Raw genomic sequence first — 23,164 nt, 5'->3', positions numbered from 1 at the left:
AACGATTGATTAAATCGAGTAGAAGCCCAGGGCCTCATGGGTTTTCAGGCAAATTAGAAAAACTAATCAAACGATTGATTAAATCGAGCAGAAGCAACCGTCCCATAGCTTTCCGGGCGAATCAGAAAGCCTAATTAAACGATTGATTAAAATCTAATTAATTAGTTATTCCACTTAAAAAATATCGTAAAAAAGGCGTCATCCCAAAAAGTGGATGACGCCTTTTAACCTTTACTTTTGAAGAGCATTTACCACTTCATCAATTGTTTTTTCACTAGCAAGAAGACCGTTAATCGTCCAGTTGCTTGGGTCGTTCATTTCATAAACACGGTCATTTTTTACAGCGTCAAGACCATTCCAGATTGAGCTCTTTGCTAAAAGATCTAATCCAGCTTCCCCTTTTTTACTGACAAGGAAGATGTGATCTGCTTTGATTTCTGGCAATTTTTCAAGAGCAATGGGATCCCACTGCGCAGCCGCCCCACCAAGACCTTCAACGAAGGATGGCTGCTTAATGCCTAAGTCGCTGTAAAGGACGTTAGCACTGAAACGGTTATTTTCCATCAAGTAAAACTTGTCTGCCATAACCCAAAGAATCGCTGCCGATTCATCCCCAATGGCATCATGGACCTTTGCTTTTGCGTCTGCTACCTTAGCATCGTAATCTGCGAGAACCTCTTTGGCCTTATCTTGTTTACTTAAGATCTCACCCATCTGAGATAACTGTTTACGCCAATCAGCACTTATTTCGTCTTTATAGACGTAGGTTGGGGCAATTTTTTTATATTCTTCATATTGTCCTTTTTGAATCGCAGAAGGAGAACTGAAAATGATTAAATCAGGATTGTTGTTAATCACTTGTTCAAGCGGAAGATCCCAGCCAACTTTGGGAACATCCTTTAACTCAGGCTGTAAATAATCCAAAACTGTATCACCGATGGACCATTGCGCAGCTGGCTTAACTCCTAAAGCAACTAAAGAATCCTCTAAATACGGAGCGATGATTCGCTTAGGGTTAGCGGGAATCACCACTTTTCCCTTGGCATCATTTAGTGTAACCTCAGCATTTTTCTTTTCGGTTTTCTTTTTAGTTTGTGAGTTGTCGGTGTTACTGCAAGCACTTACCAAAAATAACATCAGTAATAAAGTAAAAGCTAAATAAAAGCGCTTCTTAAGCATAGTTGAACCTCCTGTGAATATGTTTCTTGATGGTAATGATAATCATTTTCATTTAAAGTGTCAATAAACAAAACCAAATAACTTGCTGATAATTGTGAATAAGTCTTGAAGGATATTTCTGGGAGTTGTTTTTATACTGTAAACATATTGAAAAACAACCGATAAATATCTATACTTAGTGATAATGATTATCATTCTACTTTGAAACGCTATATAAATTCATTATCAATTTAGTAATATACCCAATTTTTCTTTTTTTATCAGAAAGGGTGTTAGTTTTTGAATGGAAATGCAAAGCAGCAAAAAGGCGAATCTTTAACCTTTCATAAAAAAACAGGAAGAACATCTGTAAAGGGAACTTTTGTATTAATCTTAGGATTGATACTAATCCTACTATCAATGGGTTTATCGATTGCTTATGGTGCTGCAGATATAAAAATGGCCACAGTCTGGGAGGCTGTCGCCCATTTTAATCCTAAAGTTACTTCTCATCAAATTATTCAAGAAATACGCATGCCGAGGGCAATTGGTGCGGTTTTAGTGGGAGCCTTCCTCGCGGTTTCAGGTGCGGTCATGCAGGGATTGACGCGTAACCCTCTTGCTTCTCCATCTATCATGGGTGTGACGGATGGGGCTGCGTTTGCCTTAGTGATCACTCTTGCCTTTTTCCCGGCGGCAACTATAATCGGATTAACTTTCTCTTCGTTTGTTGGTGCCGGAATGGGTGTAATCCTTGTTTTTACCATAGGAGCTTTTTCAAAGGGAGGGTTGACTCCGGTAAAACTCGCCCTTGCTGGAGTGGCTGTCGGCTCGATGCTTAGCGCATTCTCTAGCGCGATTGCTCTTCACACACAAGTGGCCAAGGACATGAGCTTCTGGTATGCCGGAGGATTAACAACTGTTTCGTGGGGAGCCATTAAGATTCTGCTCATCACTGGGGGAATCGGGTTGCTGCTCGCCCTCTTTATCTCAAGGTCAATCACCATTCTTAGCTTGGGTGAAGAAGTTTCAAAAGGACTGGGGCAGAATACACTTTTAGTAAAATCACTTGGCTTGATTGTTGTATTAGTTCTAACCGGTGCAGCCGTATCTGTAGCTGGTGCCATTGGCTTTATTGGATTGGTCATTCCGCATATTACACGATTTATTATTGGTTCCGATTATCGGTGGATTATCCCGATTTCTGCTGTACTCGGCGGGCTGTTACTCGTCCTGGCTGATGTCGCGGCAAGAATGGTGAATGCCCCATTTGAGACACCGGTCGGAGCGATTACGGCCATCATAGGTGTTCCCTTTTTCTTATACCTAGCCCGTGGGGAAAGGAGGGGGCTATGATGAATCAAGTGAGAGCTAAACAGAAAAAATTTATTGCCCTAATAAGCCTTTTATTTCTCTTAACGATTATCACATTTATCATAAGTTTAAATCTTGGAGTGGTACGAATTGCCCCGCTAGATGTATTTAAGACCCTAGTAGGGAAGGGAACGACCCGCGATCAACTTGTCCTTATTGATTTTAGGCTGCCGCGAATGATTCTGTCCCTACTGATTGGTGCAGGTTTAGCAGTCTCCGGAGCAATTTTACAAGGTGTTACAAAAAATGATTTAGCTGACCCTGGGATATTAGGAATTAATTCAGGTGCAGGATTCATGGTCATCCTGTTTATTTATTTTTTTCAGGGGTCCATGAATAGCGTGAGCACGCTTGGTATTTTTCTTTTACCTTTATTCGCATTAATTGGTGCGGTACTTGCAGCGATTTTAATTTACTTAATTGCTTGGAAAAAAGGGATTGACCCCGTTCGGTTAATTTTAGTAGGGATTGGCGTGAATTCTGGCTTTGGAGCCGCGATTATTATTTTTCAATTAAAAATGAATCCGCAAGACTTCATGCAGGCGGCAGTCTGGCTTTCGGGTGATATTTGGGGAACCACTTGGAAGTTTGTTGCCATCCTTGCCCCGTTAATCCTGTTGCTTCTCCCTATTGCTTTTTATAAAGCACACATCTTAAATCTTATGAATTTAGGTGACCAAGTTGCAACCGGTCTTGGTATTCGGGTTGAAAAAGAAAGAAGGATCTTGCTGTTAACTGCTGTAGCTCTTGCAGGTTTTAGTGTGGCGGCGGGGGGAGGAATCGCCTTCCTTGGATTAGTTGCTCCGCATATTGCCAAACGATTAATCGGGCCAAAGCATCAGCTGTTTCTGCCAATCACGGCGGTGTTAGGCTCTTTCGTTCTTTTATTGGCAGATACGATTGGCAAAAATTTGCTCGCCCCAACCCAAATACCGGTTGGGATCGTGGTTGCCATATTTAGTGCACCATATTTTATCTTTTTACTAATGAAAGCAAAATAAGGGGGAACGGATTGTGGTTTCACTTTCTACTGAGAATCTTGAGATTGGTTATGGAGACAAGACGATTGTTGAAAATTTGAATTTACAGATCAACAAAGGGGAAATTACCACGATTATTGGTGCCAATGGCTGCGGGAAATCCACTATTTTAAAAACATTAGCGCGTGTCCATGCAGCCAAATCTGGAAGCATTTACTTAGATGGAAAGATGATTCACAAAGTCCCAACAAAGGAAATTGCTAGAAAAATGGCTGTTCTTCCGCAAAGTCCTGAGGCACCAAACGGACTTACGGTTTATGAATTGATTTCCTTTGGACGCTCCCCCCATCAAAGCGGATTTGGCAGACTGACGGATAAAGATCGACAGGTGATTGATTGGTCCTTAGAGGTGACCGGACTTAGTCAATTTGCTGAGTATCCTGTTGATGCTCTTTCTGGTGGACAGCGTCAACGGGCATGGATTGCGATGGCGATTGCACAGGAAACAGATTTATTGCTGCTCGATGAGCCAACAACCTATCTTGATATGGCGCACCAGCTGGAGATTTTACAGCTGCTTGATAAATTGAATAAGGAACAAAGCCGGACGATTGTCATGGTCATTCACGATTTAAACCATGCGGCACGGTTTTCTCATCATATGGTTGCTTTACGGAGCGGTCATATTGTCAAGGAGGGCAGTGCTGAAGAAGTGATGACTCCAGACGTTTTAAAAACAGTTTTTCAAATCGATGCGGAAATAGTCAAAGATCCACGGACAAAAAAGCCGGTATGTCTTTGTTATGATTTATTACAGAAAGAGCAGCGAATAAATCATCGTAAAGTGATGAATTACTAGACGTGCGGATGGGTGGGGAATGAAATGAAACTTTACGATGTAACGATAATCGGCGGAGGTCCAGTTGGCTTATTTACTGCTTTTTATTGTGGGATGAGAGAGATGGAGACAAAAATCATAGAATTTCTCCCGTACTTAGGAGGGAAGGTTTCTTATTTCTATCCTGAAAAAGACATCCGGGATATTGGCGGAATTCCTGCAATTACAGGAGAAAAACTAATTGGGCAATTGGCGGAACAAGCCCAAACCTTTGACCCGACGATTGTTTTAAATCAACAGGTTGTGGGACTGGAACGGTTAAAAGATGGGACGTTTATGTTAACCAGTCATAATGGGGAAAAGCACCATACTCGGACGATTATTTTAGCAACCGGCTTTGGGACCTTAAAAAGTGCCAAGCTAGACGTGGACGGCGCTGAAAAATATGAAGGACGGAATTTAAGGTATGGTGTGGAGAGACTAAGTGACTTTAAGGATAAGCACGTGCTTATTTCCGGTGGCGGCAATTCTGCCGTTGATTGGGCAAACGAACTGCTTCCCATTGCGAAGCATGTGACCGTGGTGCATCGCAGGCACGAGTTTTCTGGAATTGAGAGGAATATCAGCAATTTGCGAAAGTCCACTGCCACGATTATGACCCCTCATGTGTTGGACGCCGTGCATGGGGAAGAAGACCGAATCGAGCGTGTTTCCGTCAAAAACATTGAAACCAACGACACGGATATCATTGAGGTGGACGAAGTCCTGGTTAATCATGGCTTCTGCATTGACCTTGGCCCGATTAAGGAGTGGGGACTAGAATTCGAATTTGGGAACATTAAGGTAGACAGCAAGATGCAAACCAATATCAAGGGAATTTTTGCCGCTGGCGATGTCGCCAACTACCTAAATAAATTGCACCTGATTGCAGGCGGATTCTCAGAAGGCCCAACCGCCGTCAACAGCGCAAAATCCTACATAGAACCAAAAAAAGAACTCAAGCCCATCTACTCCACGACCCATTTTTAGCTAGTACATTGTTAAGAGTTACATTTAGGTGTAACATTTTTTAAGTTACATTTTTGGTGTCAGGTACCATTCGTGGACACTTGTCCCCCATGGGTGGACAACTTGAAACAGGCACTCTCCGAATTTGTGGAGGGTGCCTGTTTTTTCTTAGTTATTTATCTTATCTATGCTGGTTTGGAGGTATTTGTGTCGGGTATAAAAGATGGTTGTCAGGATGATGGATAATCCCCCGAACAGGACGCACATAAGCTGCAGACCGATGAAATCCAGAAGAAACCCTGAAAGAAGCAGGACAATCTGGTAGGTCACCCGGTCCAGCATGTTCCGAAATGAAAAGAAGCGGCCGTGAAATTCCTTTGGTACCTTTGTTTGAAAGATTGTTGCTGCGGTTGGGAAGAAGCAACCGACAGAAAATCCAAACAAGGCAAACGCAATAATTGTTATCACCGGATTGTCTGCTAAGTACAAGAGCACCTGCGACCCGCCAATTAAAAAGGAACAAGCGAACAAAATTAAGTAAGGAGAAATTTTCTCACTAATTAATTTAATCAAAAAAGCACCCAACATAAAGGAGATTCCCTCTGTCGTGTAAATCCAGCCCTTAATAGCTGAGCTATCCTGTAATTCACTAATGTTAATAACTACAAGGTTAAAGCCGCCCAGAAATAGAACCGGGACCAGTGTCATAATCAGTGTCATTAGGACGATTGGCAGACCTTTTATAATGGGAAAAACGTCTTTAAAACTAGTTTTCTCAGCCAGGCTATTTCTGACAAGTTGAAGTTCTTTTGATTCATCGATAGCTAAGAACCAAGTAAGGATGAACAATCCAATATACGCTACTAAGGAACCATAATAAAGCATAGATAAGGGCAAGATTACTATCAAAACTCCTGCAACAGCTGTTCCAATAATTCGTGACAATGTCGATACGTTCATATGAATCCCATTTAATTGAAGTAAATCCTTTTCATTCACAATCAGCGGCAGTGCCGCTTGCAAGGCTGGAAAGTAAAACGTTGCGGAAATCTGCAGCAAGACTAGAAACACGACCATCCACCATATCGAACCAGTCGCAATTGCAATTAGCATAAAGATGACACTGATCGCCCTAACAAAGCCTGCTAACAGCATCACTGTTTTTTTGCTTACTTGGTCGGTAAGCCGGCCAGCATAAGGTCCAACCGCAATCCCGGCAAGCATTCCGGCGGCTAAAAGGAGTGATTTTAAAAAGTCCGAAGGCAGCTTTGCCTGCATGAATTCCAAATTACCGATAATGCCGAGCCACAAACCGAGCCCGGCGATAAATTCCCCTGTTAGTAAGATCCAAACATTCCTATTCCTTAACATAAATCTTGTACCTCAATCCTCTATTCATATCCATTCAAAGATACAATACAATTCTATCTATGGAAAGAAGAAGTGTAAAAAGGGTGTCAGGTACCGCTCGTGGACATTTGTCCACGAGCGGTACCTGACACCCTATATTGACACCCTATAATCCTTTAGATAAGCATCTGCTAATTGATTCGGTAAACCATAAGGCTATAATTGAAAAAATTATATAGTACCAGGGATCCCACCACACTTGGCTGTGCAGTATTCCTGATTTCCTAAGAATGATTGTAACAGCATACATACAAACGGGGGTAATCACATATTTCAACCATTTAGGTAAATAGGGGATTTTTGCTACGATAACATAGAAGAGGGTGGCACATAGGTAAGATACCGCTGCAAAAGCAGTGGTATCCTTGGATGGATTACCCCACCAGCCCAATTGATAATATCTACTTGAAAAAAGCATGATTGGGATCATGTGGAAAGTACCTTGAATTGCGCCGACTACCAAAAACAATACTAAAGAGTGCAGGACTCCTTTTAAGGGTAAAACCATTTTTTTGATTAAAAATTTAGCCGAAAGATAATAAAACGGCAATCCCAGTGATGTATAGCCTATTTTCCACCAATTATGCTTATATATATGAAGTTTGATAAAGACCCACTCAATCACCGCAAAAAGACCAGTAAAGAATGCAATCCAGAGCCACTTCCTGTGAAAAGAAGCAATGTAGGTAGCTGTCACAGGCAGCGCTAAGAAATTAGATGCAATCGCCCCCATATTGCTATCATAGATTCGATCATGCTTGAGAAGTTTCGGATAATATTGATAACTTCCTAAAAAGTTATAAATGATTGCCTCAATCATATACCCCAACCCAACCATGGCTAAGTATAAAAGCAGACTCCTTTTTATCCCTTTTATATAACAGACATATAGCAAAAGAATGACACTTAAAAAGCCCAAACCGAGATAGCATAATGAATTTATATTCATTTATACACACCCCTTCTTAAAAATAGTATCCAAACCTCACTGGAAGTTTATTCATTTCATTTGTGTAACAGGGTGTCAGGTACCGCCCGTGGACATTTGTCCACGGACGGTAGCTGACACCAATCGGAGTTGTTTTTTATTTCCATTTGTTATATACTACATTACAACAGTAATGCACTATGTTAGCTGGGAGGGGGGAAAGTTTGAATTTGAATTTGGATGGGACGAAGCCGATTTATCTGCAGATTTCGGAGTGGCTGGAGCGGGAGATTCTCAATGGGAATTTTGAGAGTGATCAAAAAATATACTCCCAATACCAACTGGCCGAAATCTTTAATATTAATCCAGCCACCGCGGCGAAGGGGCTCAATATATTAGCCGATGAAAATATCCTTTATAAAAAACGCGGACTGGGGATGTTTGTTACCAGCACAGCCAAAGAAAGGATCCTAAGCAAGCGGAAAAACGAAACACTTAAACGATTAGTAGAGGAAATTGTCCTCGAAGCGGATCGGTTAAACGTAAGTAAAGCTGAGCTAATTGAAATGATTAAAGCCACAAGCATTGGGGAGGTAGAGAAATGAGTGTCATCGAGTGCCATGGATTAACCAAAAAATACGAACGAAATAGGGCGTTAAATAACCTGTCATTTAAGATTGAAGAAAATAAAATAACAGGTTTGATTGGCAGAAATGGATCGGGGAAAACTACGCTGTTAAAAATCATTGCCGGCCACCTCAAAGAAACAACTGGAGAGATTAAAGTATTTTCCGAAAAGCCGTTTAATAATCTAACGATTTCTGCCAACCTCATCTTCATTCATGATCAAATGAATCTGCCTACCGCATTAAATCTTCAGGAAATCCTAGCGGCGGCAGCCAAGTTTTATGAAAATTGGGATGCAAAGCTGGCCTATCGTTTGTTTGATTATTTCTCGTTTAATCAATCACAGTATTATCAAGACCTTTCAAAGGGAATGAAAAGTACCTTCAATATTATCCTAGGGTTATCCGCCCGCTGTCCTTTGACACTTTTTGATGAACCGACAACAGGAATGGATGCGGCTGTCAGACATGATTTTTACCGTGCAGTGCTGAAAGACTATATTGCCTATCCGCGCTCATTTATTATTTCAAGCCATCATTTAAATGAGATTGAGGATTTACTAGAAGAAGTCCTGCTAATAAAAGAGGGAAAGGCACATCTTCACCTCCCGGTAGAGGATTTTAAGGAGTGGGCGATTGGAATTCAAGGAAAGTCATCGATCGTGCAGGAATGGACAAAAGATAGAGAGATAATTCACACCAAGAACATTGGTACCGATCAATCCTATGTCGTCGTGAGGAACCAGTTTTCTGATCAAGAAAGGCAGAGGGCTCGTACAGCAGGGCTTAACCTAACTTCGGTTACAGCTAGCGACTTATCTGTTTATCTAACGGGGAAAACCGAAGGGGGAATTGATGATGTCTTTAACCACGGTTAGTCTAACTGCGACTTTGAAAAAACAATATTCCTATAAACTGAGGGCTTACAACCAGGTATTTTGGAACCTAGTCTTTCTCCAATTGTTAGCTGTCCTTTTTTCGTTAAATGGAGTGGGCATGATGGGCTCAAGCAGTGAGAGTATTGAAGTGACTATTCATTATTATTCAGCTGATTTTGTTGTTTTTTTCACGATGATCTGGGGACTGATTATCGCGATCATCATTACCACGAAAGCGTATCGAAATGATGATTTCACTTTTGTCACGAATCGACTAAGTCATAATCTATCTAATCTATTGTTCTTGTTAACAGCTTGCCTCATTGGAGGACTGACAGCCATGCTGTCGGCCAATGTAATAAAGGTAATTACCTATTTCTTTGATGGTCAATTAATCGTTGACAGCACAAGCTTAACCAGTGCTCTTGGTGAATTTATCCTAGGAACTTTTACAACAAGCCTCTACATTTTCCTTTGTTGTGCTTTGGGCTATATAGTCGGGACGTTAGTCCAGATTCATAAGGTATTTGTTGTTTTAGTACCTGTACTATTTTTCGGTGGCTTGTTTCTCCTCGGTGTTAGTGGAAACGAAACAATCGTGACAAACTTTTTTGGTTTTATTTTTAAAGAATCGTCCATCTTGTTATTTATGATCAAAGTAATGGTTACTAGCGGTCTGCTCTTTGCGAGTGCCTTCTTATTGTCAAACCGAATGGAGGTTAAACAATAACCATGACCATTTTGAGTCTATTACCCATTCTTATTATCCTAATCATTGTCATCATTGCTGCCAAAAGCATGAAGAAGACTGCCAACAATCAGGTGAGATCGATGTCCGTCAAATGGGTCCGCAGAATTTTTGGCGCTTATATATCGCTTCTACTTATCTGTACATTAGTAGTGCCGTTTATTAACGGAAATGGTTGGGATGATTTGAAAAAAGCTCCTGTCAAGGATCTAGAAAAAGAAGGTATCGCTTTAGTCAATGCAGCTGCCGCAGGAAAAATCGATTCCATCGATAGGAAATTTATTGAGAAGAAATGGGACTTCGATTTTCGTGAGCAAAAACTAACGGTGGGAAGTAAGAATAACGAGTTCATAAGCACACAGATCTTTGTGGAGAGAAAGAAGACCAATGATCAAAAAATTGAGGCTGTTTCATATAAAACGAGATCAAGTGTAAATGACTTGGATGTTACTCAATTGACAAACCCGATTCGACTAAAATTAGCGGCTAACACCTTAACAATAAATAATCCAAAGAAAGCTGTTCTTGAATTTAACACGTTTAATCATGTCTTCTCAGTCAGCCAATTTACTGGTGAGCCTACATTATTTGCCCATCATTCGAGTTTTTCCAAGGGGCAAAGTATCCTCTACCTGCGAATACCAAAAGACCTTAAGTTGATTAACAAACCTGATGTAAATATTCAATTTGTCGAGTAAAGATGGTAGCCGAAATGGCTATCTTTTTTTTGGAAACTAATCAAACGCTTAATTAAATTGACCAAAGTGTTAAACAAGGTTTTTTTAGCAGGGTCTAATGTGGATAGGGCTTATTTGTGTTAGACGCATGGAATACCAGACTACCAAAATAAATAATTAAATACTGGTATAGTATAATGTAAATATTGAAATTTCTAATCGTACAAGTCACCTTCTGGGGGGAATATGATGACAGCCGGGGAACTATGCCGAACAATAATCGTAGATGATGAAATGTTAATTAGACAAGGGATTAAGCATTATATCAACTGGGAGCAGGAGGGTTTTATGATTGTCGGTGAAGCAGCAAATGGTCAAGAAGCCCTTGATTTAATAGAATCTGCAAAACCGCATATCATTATTACAGATATTGTGATGCCAATCATGGATGGGGAAGAATTAACGAGGATTGTGAAGGAGAAATACCCACATATAGAAGTCATCATCTTAAGCAGTTTTGGTGAATTCGATTATGTGCGCTCTACCTTCCAAAACGGCGTTGTTGATTATATATTAAAACCGAAACTTAATGCCGAAGTGTTACTAAAAGCGTTAAAAACTGCTGCTGGCAGGATTCCTTTATTTCAAACCTTAATTAATAGGACAGACACTGTGGTCCCTATCGAGCAGATGGTGAATAAGTTAATTTCGGGATATGAGGTAACTTATGATGCTGAATCATTAAAAGAGATATTCCCATATAGCCACTATTGTTTATTGGGGATAGATTTAAAATATTCACAATCCCAGAACATCAGGGAAGTGGATGCATATATAAAGACAAAAATGGATGATGCTTGTAAAGGTCATCTTAGTCAGATGGTTTACGAATCCTTCATCATTGAGCCGGGTATCATCGTGTATCTAGTAAATATAATGAAAAGCAGTCTGCCTGAAATCCTTCAATTGGGCAGTCAACTGGCAACGTCTATCCCAGGGATTAGTCTTGCTTTGTCGGAGGAATTTACTGAGTTTTCCCAGCTGGGCAGCCTTTACAAGGAAAGTCTCTTAAAATTGTTTAATTATCGATTTTATTTTCCTGAAAAACAGTTCTTAACGAAACAAACGCTCCCATATGTGCCGCCCAAATGTGAAAACTTTAATTTGGACCGGTTTACGGAGGAACTTAAACGGAAACATTTTGATTTGGCTTTTCAATATTTACAAGATCATGTCAAAGCATTATCCGCCTGCTACACGACTGATATTTATGAATTTAAAGCTTTCTTTGGCAACATTATTTTTAACATTACCATTCTTCTAAGCAATATGAGATATGACGTAACGGGTTTGGAAAATGCTAAGTATTCCTATTTTAGGTCCATTGATGAAGCAACTTCGGCAATCGCGACTGTTGAACTAATGAACCGCTTTATAGAAGAAACGAAAAATTGCATATTTACCGTGCAAAGTAAGCCTGAAGATATAAATATGAAAAAGCTGACTGAATATATTGCTGAACACTTTGCAGAGCCGTTGACCCTTACAGGGGTGGCCAAGCATTTTCATTTCAATCCTTCGTACCTCTCAAGCTATTTTTCCTCCCATAATAAGGAAGGATTTATTGAATATTTAAATAAAATTCGGATCGAAGAAGCATCGAAGCTGCTAATTGAAGGTACAGAGTCTATCTCTGAAATAAGCGGGATGGTTGGTTATTCAGACCACAGTTATTTTTGTAAGGTTTTTAAGAAAATAAAGGGATTGTCTCCAAGCCAATACAAAAGAAAGCAAAAATTAAGATAAGAGATGGTGAATTATGAGATTTATTCCCGAACGATTTAGACATAATGGTTTATTTATCGTTATGTCTCTTATTACGGTGATGATGATTATTACAGTGTCTATCACGATTACATGGACAACAATTCGGATGTCAGAGCAGTTTTTTATTAAAAAATTTAGCATTACGAACTACAAAGTCATGAGTCAGATAAAGGAAAGTTTTGAATCCTTTAACTATTCAGTTGTCATTACATCAAACAACCTCCTTCAAAGCAATACGATTAAAAAAATTTTAACAAAGGAAAAATACAGCAATAAAGAGAAGCTTAGCGCCTATTTTGCAATGGGACAACAGTTAAAGCGAATTGAAACCAATTTAGATGCATACGAGGAAAGCATTGTAGTTATGGGCAGAAACGGATTCAGCTTTGCAACCAATCGTACTTACTGGCCAATAACCGATGAAGAGTTAAGGACGAGCAGACTTACCAGCAATACGTTTAAGGTTCCTAAGAGACTGATATACCAATTGGACAAGCGGACGGATGGAACGAATCGCCAGTTCATCGTTGCATCAAAGGTTCTTATGGAACGAATCAACGGAACGGTTTATGGATCGATGTATTTTGCGTTTGATGAAAGTGAATTTAGAAAGTTTTTCACAAGCTATACAGGGCCTGGTAATAATGTGTTTGTCGTTGACAAGCAGGGAGTCATTGTTTCTAGCAACCAGTCAAAGCTCATTGGGCACAAACCAAAGGGTCTTCTTAGCTATGCTAAAAAAATTGAAAAGAGTTCTAACCCCTATATCATTGATAACTTTATGGGGAAAGACCAGATTATCTCGATGGAATACCTCCCATCCTTTGATATGTATCTATTTAATATCATCGATAAGCAAAAAGCAGTAGGAGACCTAATTGATAAGAAAGATATTGTGCTCATCTCGATGGGGATTGTCCTTGCAGCGCTTATCATTGTCCTGCTCGCGACAAGGAGATTGACCAATTCGTTATCAAGCTTGGTTAAGCAGATAGAAGATGCGTCAAAACATGAATTTCACCAATATGTTTCTGCAACAGGTACCTACGAAACGATGAAAATCGGCAATGCCTTTAATTCTATGCTTGATGAACTGCACCAGTATGTAAAGCAGCTTGTTGAATCCCAAAAACAACAGCGCAATGCGGAATTAGCTGCCCTGCAGCAGCAAATCAACCCGCATTTTTTGTACAATACGCTGACCTCAATTAAATTCATGGTGCAGCAGGGGGGGAAAGAAGAAACGGAAGCAACGATTAATGCGTTGATATCCTTGCTGCAAAATACAATTGGCAATGTTAGTGAGACAAATACAATTGCCCAAGAAGTTGATAATTTAAAGAACTATGTCCTTATTAATCAGAAACGCTATGGTGATCGGATTAAAGTAAACTATTTCATTGCACCAGACTGTTTGGAGTATCACGTACCAAAGCTTGTACTACAGCCTTTTATGGAAAATTCATTCTTTCATGGCTTCACTCACAAGGCAGGCGGGTATATTAATGTTCTAGTCTGGAAAGAAGAGCAAACATTGATTTGTGAAGTGGTTGATAACGGTGATGGGATGAGAGTCTCTTCAGAAAGTAAGCTTCCCAGTACTAAGCGCAAACAGCAGATGTTTTCTGGGATTGGTGTGCGGAATGTTCACGAACGGATCCAGTTTATTTATGGAGAAACGTATGGGGTATCAATTTCTAGTGAGTTGGGGGAGGGAACAAAGGTCAGAATTACACTTCCTATCTCAGTCATATAAATATAGTCTTAGAATCCAAAAATAATCCAAAAAGAGGGAATGGAAGCGTGTTCATCTTATAAAAATATTACAATCCCTAAATAATATCGTCCTAACAGGTGCGTCCTTACAGATGATAACATTAAATTGTGAGTTAGATAACGCTTACAAGAATAGAAAGGGGAATATCTATGAAAAAAGTATTAGCACTCTTTTTGGTTAGTATATTGATGCTAACTGCCTGTTCTTCGGGGTCGAAAGATAAAGGCGCTTCCGACAGTGGTAAAGATACAAATGAAGTTACGGTTTGGGCATGGGACCCGAATTTTAACATTAAAGCAATGAACATTGCTAAAGATGTTTATAAAAAAGAAAATGCAGATGTAAATATTAAAGTAGTTGAAAACGCTCAAGATGATATTATCCAAAAGTTAAACACTAGCTTAAGCTCTGGTTCGACAAAAGGTTTACCAAATATCGTCTTAATTGAAGACTACCGAGCACAAAGTTTCTTAAAGGCGTATCCAGATATGTTCTATGAATTAACGGATTCGTTCAAGGCAGATGATTTCGCTCAGTATAAAATTGCCCCAACAAGCCTGGACGGCAAAAACTACGGCCTTCCATTCGATACGGGTGTTACTGGACTATATGTTAGAACCGATTATTTAGAAAAAGCTGGCTACAAAGTTGCAGATTTACAAAACATGGACTGGAATAAGTACATTGAAGTTGGTAAAAAAGTAAAAGAAGCAACTGGTAAAGCAATGCTTACACAAGACCCAAAGGACCTTGGTCTCATTCGCATGATGATTCAAACTAGCGGCGCATGGTATTTAAAGAATGATGGAGTAACTCCTGATATCGCCGGCAACGCTGCTTTAAAAGAAGCATTCCAAGATTATAAAGCAATTTTAGATGCAGATTTAGTAAAACCTGTTTCTGACTGGGGTCAGTTTGTCGCAGGCTTTAACAGCGGTGATGTTGCTACAGTTCCAACTGGAAACTGGATTACTCCATCAATCAAGGCTGAAGCTTCACAAGCAGGCAAATGGGCAGTTCTTCCAATGCCAAAACAAGCTGGTATCTCAGGTTCTGTGAACGCTTCAAACCTAGGCGGCAGCTCTTGGTACGTATTAAATATTCCAGGAAAAGAAAAGGCAGCTGAATTCTTAGGGAAAACATTCGGTTCAAATGCAGATTTTTATCAAACATTGAACAAAGAAATGGGCGCAATCGGTACTTATAAGCCAGCATCTCAAGGGGAAGCATATACAGCTGCGGATGATTTCTTCGGAGGTCAAAAAGTTGTTGCTGACTTTGCGGCTTGGACAGAAAAAATCCCTCAAGTTAACTATGGTATGCACACCTATGCAATTGAGGACATCTTAGCTGTTGGAATGCAGGATTACCTAAAAGGTAAAGACTTAGATAAAGTATTAGAAGATGCACAAAAGCAAGCAGAAGAACAAATAAAATAATCAACTAAGTTAAAAAGTAATTGATTTATCTAAGAAATTATGCCTTAGGAATTCGCCAGCTTCTCTCTCATTTAATGGAGCTATCTGATGTGTCAGGCGAATTTTCTGAGGCAATTTCTTTTCTTGAATTAAACAATGTAAGGAGTTGACTTAAATGATAACAGCGAAAGAGAATCAATCGCAAACCCTCTCAAAAGCAAATTCTGGACGGAAGGTTCGAACGAAGAATAATATCATTGGATGGTCCTTTGTAATCGTCGCCACCGTCATGATCTTTCTGTTTTACTTCTATCCAATGGTTCAGGCACTTATTTTATCTTTTAAATCTGGGGTGGGTGCGAATCTAACCTTTACCGGCATCGACAACTATACGCGGTTATTTAAGGATCCAACTTTCCTTACAACTGTAAAAAATACCGTCATCTATTTGATCATTCAAGTACCAGTGATGATTTTATTAGCATTGTTTTTGTCTGTTTTATTAAATAATAAAACTTTGAAGTTTAAAGGCTTTTTCCGAACTGCCATCTTCTTACCATGTGTAACCTCTCTAGTAGCTTATTCTGTTATCTTCAAATACTTATTTGGTCAAGATGGCATTATTAATCTTATGTTAATGAAAGTTTCACTGATTTCAGAACCGATCCAATGGCTTACCGACCCGTTTTGGGCAAAAATTGCCATTATTGTCGCTATCACTTGGCGTTGGACTGGCTATAACATGATATTCTATTTATCCGCCCTTCAAAACGTTGATGAATCGATCTATGAAGCAGCGAGAATAGATGGTGCTTCGCCCGTTCAACAATTTTTCAAGATAACCATTCCAATGTTGAAGCCGATTATCCTCTTTACATCGATCACCTCAACGATTGGTACGCTACAGTTGTTTGATGAGGTTATGAATATTACCAAGGGTGGACCGGGGAATGCGACAATGACGATTTCTCAATATATCTACAATTTATCGTTCAAATATACACCAGACTTTGGCTATGCGGCCACCGTATCTTACGCGATTGTTATCATGATCGTTATCTTCTCAATCATTCAGTTTAGAGTAGCAGGTGATAAAAATGAATAACCTTAAAAATACGTTCAACTATGCAGTTCTTATCATCGCATCGATTGTTTCTATTTTTCCGTTTCTTTGGATGATTGTAAGCGCAACAAATAAGTCAGTCGATGTAACAAAAGGCAGGATGCTTCCAGGTAGTCATTTTATGCAAAATCTTGAAAAACTGCTCGACCAAGTTGACCTTGTCCCAGCATTAATGAACTCAGCAAAGATCTCGATTCTTACTACCGTGCTTGCTCTCTTGATAGCTTCGTTGGCAGGCTATGGTTTTGAGATTTACAAAAGCAAGTCAAAGGACTTTGTATTCAACCTCTTGCTCGTTTCGATGATGATTCCGTTTGCAGCCCTAATGGTCCCGTTATTTAGAATGTTTGCGACGATTTCTCAATCGTTTCCGGTAATTGGTATTGATACGATTGCGGCTGTTATCCTGCCAACGGTAACCACCGCCTATCTCATCTTTTTCTTTAGACAAAGTACAAAAATGTTTCCGAAGGAAATTATTGAAGCAGGAAGAATTGATGGTCTAACGGAGTGGGGGGTATTCTTCCGAATCTATGTCCCTACGATGAAAACAACGTATGCAGCCGCCGCGATTATTACCTTTATGGCGAGCTGGAACAGTTATCTATGGCCGCTTGTCGTGTTGCAGTCACCTGAAAATCAGACGATTCCATTGTTAATTTCCAATTTAGGCTCAAGCTACTCACCTGACTTTGGAATGATCATGACCGCAATTGTCATTGCCACGCTGCCAGCAGCGCTTATCTTCTTTATTATGCAGAAGCATTTCGTTGCCGGTATGATGGGATCTGTTAAGTAATAGTTTGAAAAAATAGAGTACAGAAAGAGTGAAGAGTAATGACAACAAGTCCAAGCATAAATTGGCTGACGGATGTAAGTGTATTTGCTGTGAATCGACTGCCAGCACATTCAGACCACTTCTATTACGAAACGATTGAAGAGGCAAAATGTGCTGGTCAAATGGCGCTGCGCCATAACTTAAATGGAAATTGGAAATTTACCTATAGTGTCAATCCGGATAACCGTCCGAAGCAATTTTTTCAAACTGATTTTAACTGTTCGGGCTGGGGGGACATCAACGTGCCTGGGCATATCCAGTTGCAGGGCTATGGGAAACCACAGTATGTAAATACGATGTACCCATGGGATGGACATAATGAGATCCGTCCACCTGAAATCCCGACAAACTATAATCCAGTGGGCAGCTATGTGAAGATGTTCACTCTCCCTGAAAATATGGAAAATAGACCAGTCTATATCTCCTTTCAAGGGGTGGAATCAGCCTTTTATGTATGGCTTAATGGGGAATTTGTCGGCTATAGCGAAGACTCCTTTACGCCAGCTGAATTTGATCTTACGCCATTTTTAACCGAAGGTGAAAATAAGTTAGCCGTCGAGGTCTACCAGCGCAGCACCGGTAGTTGGCTCGAGGATCAAGATTTCTGGCGCTTTTCTGGTATTTTCCGCGAGGTGTATCTCTACACGGTACCGGAAATTCATGTGTATGATGTGGCTGTACGTCCAGAGTTGGATTCTACTTTTACAAAAGGTACACTGCAGGCCGACCTGAAGCTCTTACCTGCAGACGCTTCTCCTTCTAAAATAGTTGCTGAATTGTTCAATGCCGATGGTCAAAGCGTGGCAACGCAAAATGGAGAGTTTGTTGACGGAAAGTGGCAGGTGGCTCTAGCGGTTGATGGGCCCAAGCTATGGAGTGCTGAAAATCCTTATTTATATAAGCTTTATATTCACGTATACGACGAGTTAGGGAAATTGGTCGAAGTGATTCCGCAAAAGCTTGGTTTTCGTCGATTTGAAATGGTCGATAAAATCATGAAACTAAACGGTGAGCGGATTGTATTCAAGGGTGTGAATCGCCATGAATTTAATGCGCGGACTGGCCGAGCCATTACGAAGGAAGACATGCTTTGGGACATTAAGACCTTAAAGCAAAATAATATTAACGCTGTCCGTACCTCACATTATCCAAATCAAAGCTATTGGTATGAGCTTTGTGATGAGTACGGAGTATATGTCATCGATGAGATGAACTTAGAAACACATGGTTCTTGGCAAAAGATGGGCGCCTGTGAACCGTCTTGGAATATCCCCGGAAACAAACCGGAGTGGGAAGAAATTGTCATGGACCGCGCCATTTCCATGGTGGAGCGCGATAAAAATCATCCTTCCATCCTAATTTGGTCGTGTGGTAATGAATCATATGCAGGGGAAGTCATCCTAAATGTGTCTAAATACTTTAAAAAGGCAGACCCTAGCCGTCTTGTTCATTATGAGGGTGTGTACTGGAACCGCGATTACAATGAGACCAGTGATATGGAAAGCCGGATGTACGCAAAACCAGCCGATATCGAGCAATATCTATCAGATAATCCAGACAAGCCGTACATTAGCTGTGAATATATGCATGCAATGGGGAATTCCCTCGGCGGTATGTACAAATATACAGATTTAGAGCAAAAGTACCCCATGTATCAGGGTGGATTTATTTGGGACTATATTGATCAATCCCTTTATAAAAAGGATCGTTATGGAAACGAGTTCCTTGCCTACGGAGGCGATTTTGGAGACCGTCCAACGGATTATGGCTTCTGTACCAACGGGATTGTCTACGCCAACCGTGAGCTTTCACCAAAAATGCAGGAAGTGAAATTCTTATACCAAAACTTCAAACTCATCCCTGACCGTACGGGTGTTACGGTGAAGAATGAAAGCCTGTTTTCAAGTACAGCGGACTATGTATTAGAATATTCCCTATCCTTTGAAGGGCAGGAGTTGTACAAAAATACTCTCCAGGCAGTGGTTGAACCGCAAAGTGAAGGACGTTTTGAATTTGACTTGCCTGCGAATATTGCGGGTAAATCCGGTGAGTATTCCATTCAAACATCATTAAAGTTGAAGGAAGATACGCTCTGGGCCGCTGAAGGTTATGAAATTGCATTTGGTCAATATATCTACCAGGATGGTTCGAGGGAAATCGCTGCTGCATCGGGAGAACTGCGGGTTGCACATGGGGATGTCAATATTGGCGTTCACGGCAGAGATTTCACGGTCATGTTTTCAAAGCAGGTAGGAAGTTTGGTTTCTCTGAATTATGCAGGAAATGAGATGATTGCCCTTCCTCCAGCCCCACAATTTTGGAGGGCAACTACTGACAATGACCGTGGTTATGCGCAAAACTACGATTCGGGTCTGTGGTTAGCGGCCAGCTTAGCTAGAAAATGTGTGGATATCCAATTAGAAGAATCGAAAAATCAAGTGGATTTAGCTTTTACGTATAAATTTACCATTCATCAGGATGTGTCGGTTACGACGGTGTACTCTGTTTATCCTAATGGAAGTGTCCGAGTGAATTCTAAATATAAAGGCGCGCACAATCTGCCGCAGATGCCAATCTTTGCTGTGTCCTTCAAGGTTCCAGCAGATTATGACCAGCTGGAGTGGTATGCGAAGGGGCCAGAAGAGAATTACAGTGACCGTAATATGGGAGCAAGACTGGGAATCTTTAAAAATCAAGTGAAGGATAATCTATCTGGGTATGTGATGCCGCAAGAGTCAGGAAACCGTACGGGAGTCCGGCGTGTCAATCTAACGAACAAGATTGGCCAAGGAATTAACATTTCTTCTGTAAATGAACCGTTAGAGTGCAATTTTTCACCTTATACAGCATTTGAGCTTGAAAATGCTCAGCATATTTACGAGTTGCCAAATGTCCATTATACCGTTGTCACTGTGGCAGGAAGGCAAATGGGCGTCGGCGGAGACGACAGCTGGGGAGCACCGGTGCATAATGAACATCTTATCCATGCGGACAAAGAGATGGAATTTGAGTTTATCATTAATCGAATTGAATCATAACAAGTAAACAGATAGAGGAGAGAGCCTGAATAGCCAGGCTCTTTCCTTATAACCAAATAGATAAAATGTAATGCGGAGGAGAAGGTTATGCTTATACACATAAATCAAGAACGCAGGCAGTTTCATTTAACTAATGGCCAGGTCAGTTATATTTTTCATGTGATGAAAAATGGGCACTTAGGCCATCTTTACTACGGGAAGGCATTGCGCCATCGCGAGGATTTTTCCCATTTGCAAACCTATGACGTTCCAACAGGGGCAACGACGCATATTTATGCGGATGACCCAGCCTTTGGTTTGGAGACCTTGCGTCAGGAGTATCCTGCCTATGGAAATTCGGACTTCCGGGAGCCGGCATTCAGTGTAAATAAATTAACGGAAAATCATATTCCTGATTTCAGCTATCAATCCTACCAGCTGCTAGAGGGAAAGCCGCGGCTTGAAGGGCTTCCAGCAACTTATACTGAAGATAACGCTGAGGCCAGTACCCTTCAAATCATTTTAAAAGATGAGTTTTTGCATGCTGAATTATCGTTAACTTACACAATTTTTCGTGACAAACCTGTGATAACCAGAAGTGCCTCGTTGAAAAATATCGGGACAGAGGAATTGATGATCGACCGATTCATGGGAGCGTCACTTGACCTGCCGGATAAGGATTTTATGATGGTCCATTTAGCGGGAACATGGTCACGAGAGCGGCATGTGAAGGAAAGAATGCTTGAAATGGGTATTCAATCCATCTCTAGTCTGCGCGGAGCAAGTTCACACCACCATAATCCATTCTTGGCATTAAAGCGGCCTGAGGCGACGGAACATACGGGTGAGGTCTATGGCTTCAATTTTATTTACAGCAGTAATTTCCTTATGCAAGTAGAAGTGGATCATTATGATACGGCAAGGCTGATGGTTGGGATTCATCCGTTTCGTTTCAAGTGGAATGTCAAGCCTCAAAGCTCCTTTCAAAGCCCAGAAGTGGTGATGGTCTTTTCCGATCAAGGCTTAAATGGAATGAGTCAGGCCTTCCATCGTTTGTACCGTGACCATTTGATTCAAACTCAATGGAAAAAGGCTGTGCGACCGATTTTAATTAATAACTGGGAAGCAACTTATTTTGATTTCAACGAGGAAAAAATGGTGAATATTGCTAAGTCGGCAAGTGAACTCGGAATCGAGCTGCTTGTCCTCGATGATGGCTGGTTTGGAAAACGGAACGATGATACGTCCTCACTTGGTGATTGGCATGTCGATTTAAATAAACTTCCCAATGGGCTAGAAAGCTTAGCAAACAAAATAATGGAAACGGGGATGAAATTTGGCCTTTGGTTTGAACCGGAGATGATTAGCCCGAATAGTGAGCTGTTTAGGGAGCATCCAGAATGGGCGGTGGGTGTACCCGGTCAACACTATACCTTGGGACGCAATCAACTAGTTCTGGATTTTTCAAGACAGGATATTGTTGATTATCTATATGACAAAATGTCCGCAATTATTAAAGAGACGAACCTTGCGTATATTAAGTGGGATATGAATCGAAATATGACTGAGGCATTCTCTCAAAAGCTTGAGGTTCAACAGCAAGGAGAGTTTTTCCATCGCTATATCCTAGGAGTGTATCAACTTTATGAACGGTTGACGAGTGAGTTTCCGCGGGTATTGTTTGAATCATGTGCAGGCGGAGGCGGACGCTTTGACCCTGGGATGATGTACTATGCACCACAAGCATGGACCAGTGATGATACGGATGCGATTGAACGACTTAAAATCCAGTATGGTACATCCTTTGCCTATCCGCTTTATAGTATGGGGTCACACGTCTCGGCGATTCCGAATCACCAGACATTACGGAAGGCTCCATTAGAAACGAGGGCAAACACGGCTTATTTTGGAACATTTGGTTATGAATTGGATCCATTAAAATTAACCGAGGAAGAGCGTAAGGAAATTAAAGACCAGGTTGCATTTTATAAAGAACATCGAAACTTGATCCGCGATGGGCAATTTTATCGCCTGTTGAGTCCTTTTGCCAATAATGAAACAGCTTGGATGGTCGTAAGTGAAGACCGATCCGAAGCATTGGTGGGCTGGTATAAGGTGCTAGCTACTCCAAATCCTAAAAAACATCAAACACTTCGACTCAGTGGATTGGATGAATCCAAAGCCTATCAAGTGGCTGGCACTGAGCAAACCTACTATGGCGATGAGCTTATGATTGTTGGATTGATGCTGCCAACAGAGTTTAATGGTGTCAACGGTGGTAATTTTGAACGTGGCGGTGACTTCCAGTCTCAGGTATTCTATCTGAAAGGTACTGAGAACATTGTGAATTAACAAAATGCTAAATGGCTTCGGACATACTGAGGCCATTTTTTTATCTTCTAATTTAAAACAGTAAAAAAAATCTATTTGACAAAAAGCGCTTACAAGATTATTATTTTTATAGATAGTTAATTAAATTAATTAACTAACTGGCAAAGAATAATCTGAAAGCGTTAACTCATCCTAGAAGTAGACCAAA

18 protein-coding genes are annotated in these 23,164 nt (G+C 40.6%); 15 read left to right on the top strand and 3 right to left on the bottom strand.

The genetic code is table 11. The annotated features are described in order from the left end of the window. Window positions 1-231 precede the first annotated feature (231 nt). On the bottom strand, window positions 232-1,179 hold the full coding sequence (locus V7121_RS08610) for an iron-hydroxamate ABC transporter substrate-binding protein (protein ID WP_335494681.1): 948 nt from the start codon (window positions 1,177-1,179) through the stop codon (window positions 232-234). A gap of 369 nt (window positions 1,180-1,548) precedes the next feature. Between V7121_RS08610 and V7121_RS08605 the strand changes: the two genes are divergently transcribed. From V7121_RS08605 to V7121_RS08590, 4 genes are read left to right on the top strand one after another with little or no spacing between them, the layout of a single operon-like run. Next, window positions 1,549-2,514, top strand: a complete 966-nt coding sequence (locus V7121_RS08605) for a FecCD family ABC transporter permease (protein ID WP_335494814.1) — start codon at window positions 1,549-1,551, stop codon at window positions 2,512-2,514. 8 nt (window positions 2,515-2,522) lie between these two features. Beyond that, on the top strand, window positions 2,523-3,533 hold the full coding sequence (locus tag V7121_RS08600) for a FecCD family ABC transporter permease (protein ID WP_335494817.1): 1,011 nt from the start codon (window positions 2,523-2,525) through the stop codon (window positions 3,531-3,533). A gap of 13 nt (window positions 3,534-3,546) precedes the next feature. Continuing rightward, window positions 3,547-4,371, top strand: a complete 825-nt coding sequence (locus V7121_RS08595) for an ABC transporter ATP-binding protein (protein ID WP_335494684.1) — start codon at window positions 3,547-3,549, stop codon at window positions 4,369-4,371. A 12-nt stretch (window positions 4,372-4,383) separates the two neighbouring features. Beyond that, window positions 4,384-5,379: an NAD(P)/FAD-dependent oxidoreductase gene (locus tag V7121_RS08590; RefSeq protein ID WP_420490709.1), complete on the top strand. Its 996-nt coding sequence runs from the start codon at window positions 4,384-4,386 to the stop codon at window positions 5,377-5,379. A gap of 147 nt (window positions 5,380-5,526) precedes the next feature. On the opposite strand, the gene V7121_RS08585 is transcribed toward V7121_RS08590, so the two are convergent. Both V7121_RS08585 and V7121_RS08580 read right to left on the bottom strand, forming a co-directional pair. Then, complete coding sequence (locus tag V7121_RS08585; RefSeq protein WP_335494690.1) at window positions 5,527-6,729, bottom strand: MFS transporter; 1,203 nt, start codon at window positions 6,727-6,729, stop codon at window positions 5,527-5,529. Window positions 6,730-6,874: 145 nt separating this feature from the next. Next, the gene (locus V7121_RS08580; RefSeq protein ID WP_335494692.1) at window positions 6,875-7,717 is read right to left on the bottom strand and encodes a hypothetical protein; all 843 of its coding nucleotides are present in this window, start codon (window positions 7,715-7,717) and stop codon (window positions 6,875-6,877) included. Window positions 7,718-7,920: 203 nt separating this feature from the next. Here V7121_RS08580 and V7121_RS08575 point away from each other — a divergent pair, with 203 nt between their 5' ends. The 11 genes from V7121_RS08575 to V7121_RS08525 all read left to right on the top strand — a co-directional run bounded on the left by V7121_RS08575 (window position 7,921) and on the right by V7121_RS08525 (window position 22,977). After that, the gene (locus V7121_RS08575) at window positions 7,921-8,301 is read left to right on the top strand and encodes a GntR family transcriptional regulator (RefSeq protein ID WP_335494695.1); all 381 of its coding nucleotides are present in this window, start codon (window positions 7,921-7,923) and stop codon (window positions 8,299-8,301) included. Further along, window positions 8,298-9,200: an ABC transporter ATP-binding protein gene (locus V7121_RS08570; protein ID WP_335546368.1), complete on the top strand. Its 903-nt coding sequence runs from the start codon at window positions 8,298-8,300 to the stop codon at window positions 9,198-9,200. The genes V7121_RS08575 and V7121_RS08570 overlap by 4 nt, the downstream gene beginning before the upstream one ends. Continuing rightward, window positions 9,178-9,930: a hypothetical protein gene (locus V7121_RS08565; protein WP_335546366.1), complete on the top strand. Its 753-nt coding sequence runs from the start codon at window positions 9,178-9,180 to the stop codon at window positions 9,928-9,930. Before V7121_RS08570 ends, V7121_RS08565 begins: the two co-directional genes overlap by 23 nt. 2 nt (window positions 9,931-9,932) lie before the next feature. Beyond that, window positions 9,933-10,646, top strand: coding sequence for a hypothetical protein (locus V7121_RS08560; protein WP_335494703.1), 714 nt, complete (start codon window positions 9,933-9,935; stop codon window positions 10,644-10,646). Window positions 10,647-10,871: 225 nt separating this feature from the next. Continuing rightward, window positions 10,872-12,431: a response regulator transcription factor gene (locus V7121_RS08555; RefSeq protein ID WP_335546364.1), complete on the top strand. Its 1,560-nt coding sequence runs from the start codon at window positions 10,872-10,874 to the stop codon at window positions 12,429-12,431. Window positions 12,432-12,444: 13 nt separating this feature from the next. Continuing rightward, on the top strand, window positions 12,445-14,208 hold the full coding sequence (locus V7121_RS08550; protein WP_335494707.1) for a sensor histidine kinase: 1,764 nt from the start codon (window positions 12,445-12,447) through the stop codon (window positions 14,206-14,208). Window positions 14,209-14,378: 170 nt separating this feature from the next. Continuing rightward, entirely contained in the window at window positions 14,379-15,668 is a 1,290-nt protein-coding gene (locus V7121_RS08545; protein WP_335494709.1) for an ABC transporter substrate-binding protein, read from the top strand. A 154-nt stretch (window positions 15,669-15,822) separates the two neighbouring features. Next, entirely contained in the window at window positions 15,823-16,752 is a 930-nt protein-coding gene (locus V7121_RS08540; RefSeq protein WP_335494712.1) for a carbohydrate ABC transporter permease, read from the top strand. After that, on the top strand, window positions 16,745-17,569 hold the full coding sequence (locus tag V7121_RS08535; protein ID WP_335494715.1) for a carbohydrate ABC transporter permease: 825 nt from the start codon (window positions 16,745-16,747) through the stop codon (window positions 17,567-17,569). The genes V7121_RS08540 and V7121_RS08535 overlap by 8 nt, the downstream gene beginning before the upstream one ends. Before the next feature lie 38 nt (window positions 17,570-17,607). Further along, window positions 17,608-20,646: a glycoside hydrolase family 2 TIM barrel-domain containing protein gene (locus V7121_RS08530; RefSeq protein WP_335494717.1), complete on the top strand. Its 3,039-nt coding sequence runs from the start codon at window positions 17,608-17,610 to the stop codon at window positions 20,644-20,646. 87 nt (window positions 20,647-20,733) lie between these two features. Next, window positions 20,734-22,977: an alpha-galactosidase gene (locus tag V7121_RS08525; RefSeq protein WP_335494719.1), complete on the top strand. Its 2,244-nt coding sequence runs from the start codon at window positions 20,734-20,736 to the stop codon at window positions 22,975-22,977. Window positions 22,978-23,164 lie beyond the last annotated feature (187 nt).

The sequence above is a fragment of the Neobacillus drentensis genome (assembly GCF_036962125.1).
GTDB classification, from domain to species: Bacteria; Bacillota; Bacilli; order Bacillales; family Cytobacillaceae; genus Neobacillus; species Neobacillus drentensis_B.
Note: the sequence above shows the minus strand (reverse complement) of the source record. Positions and strands in the feature narration are given on the sequence as shown.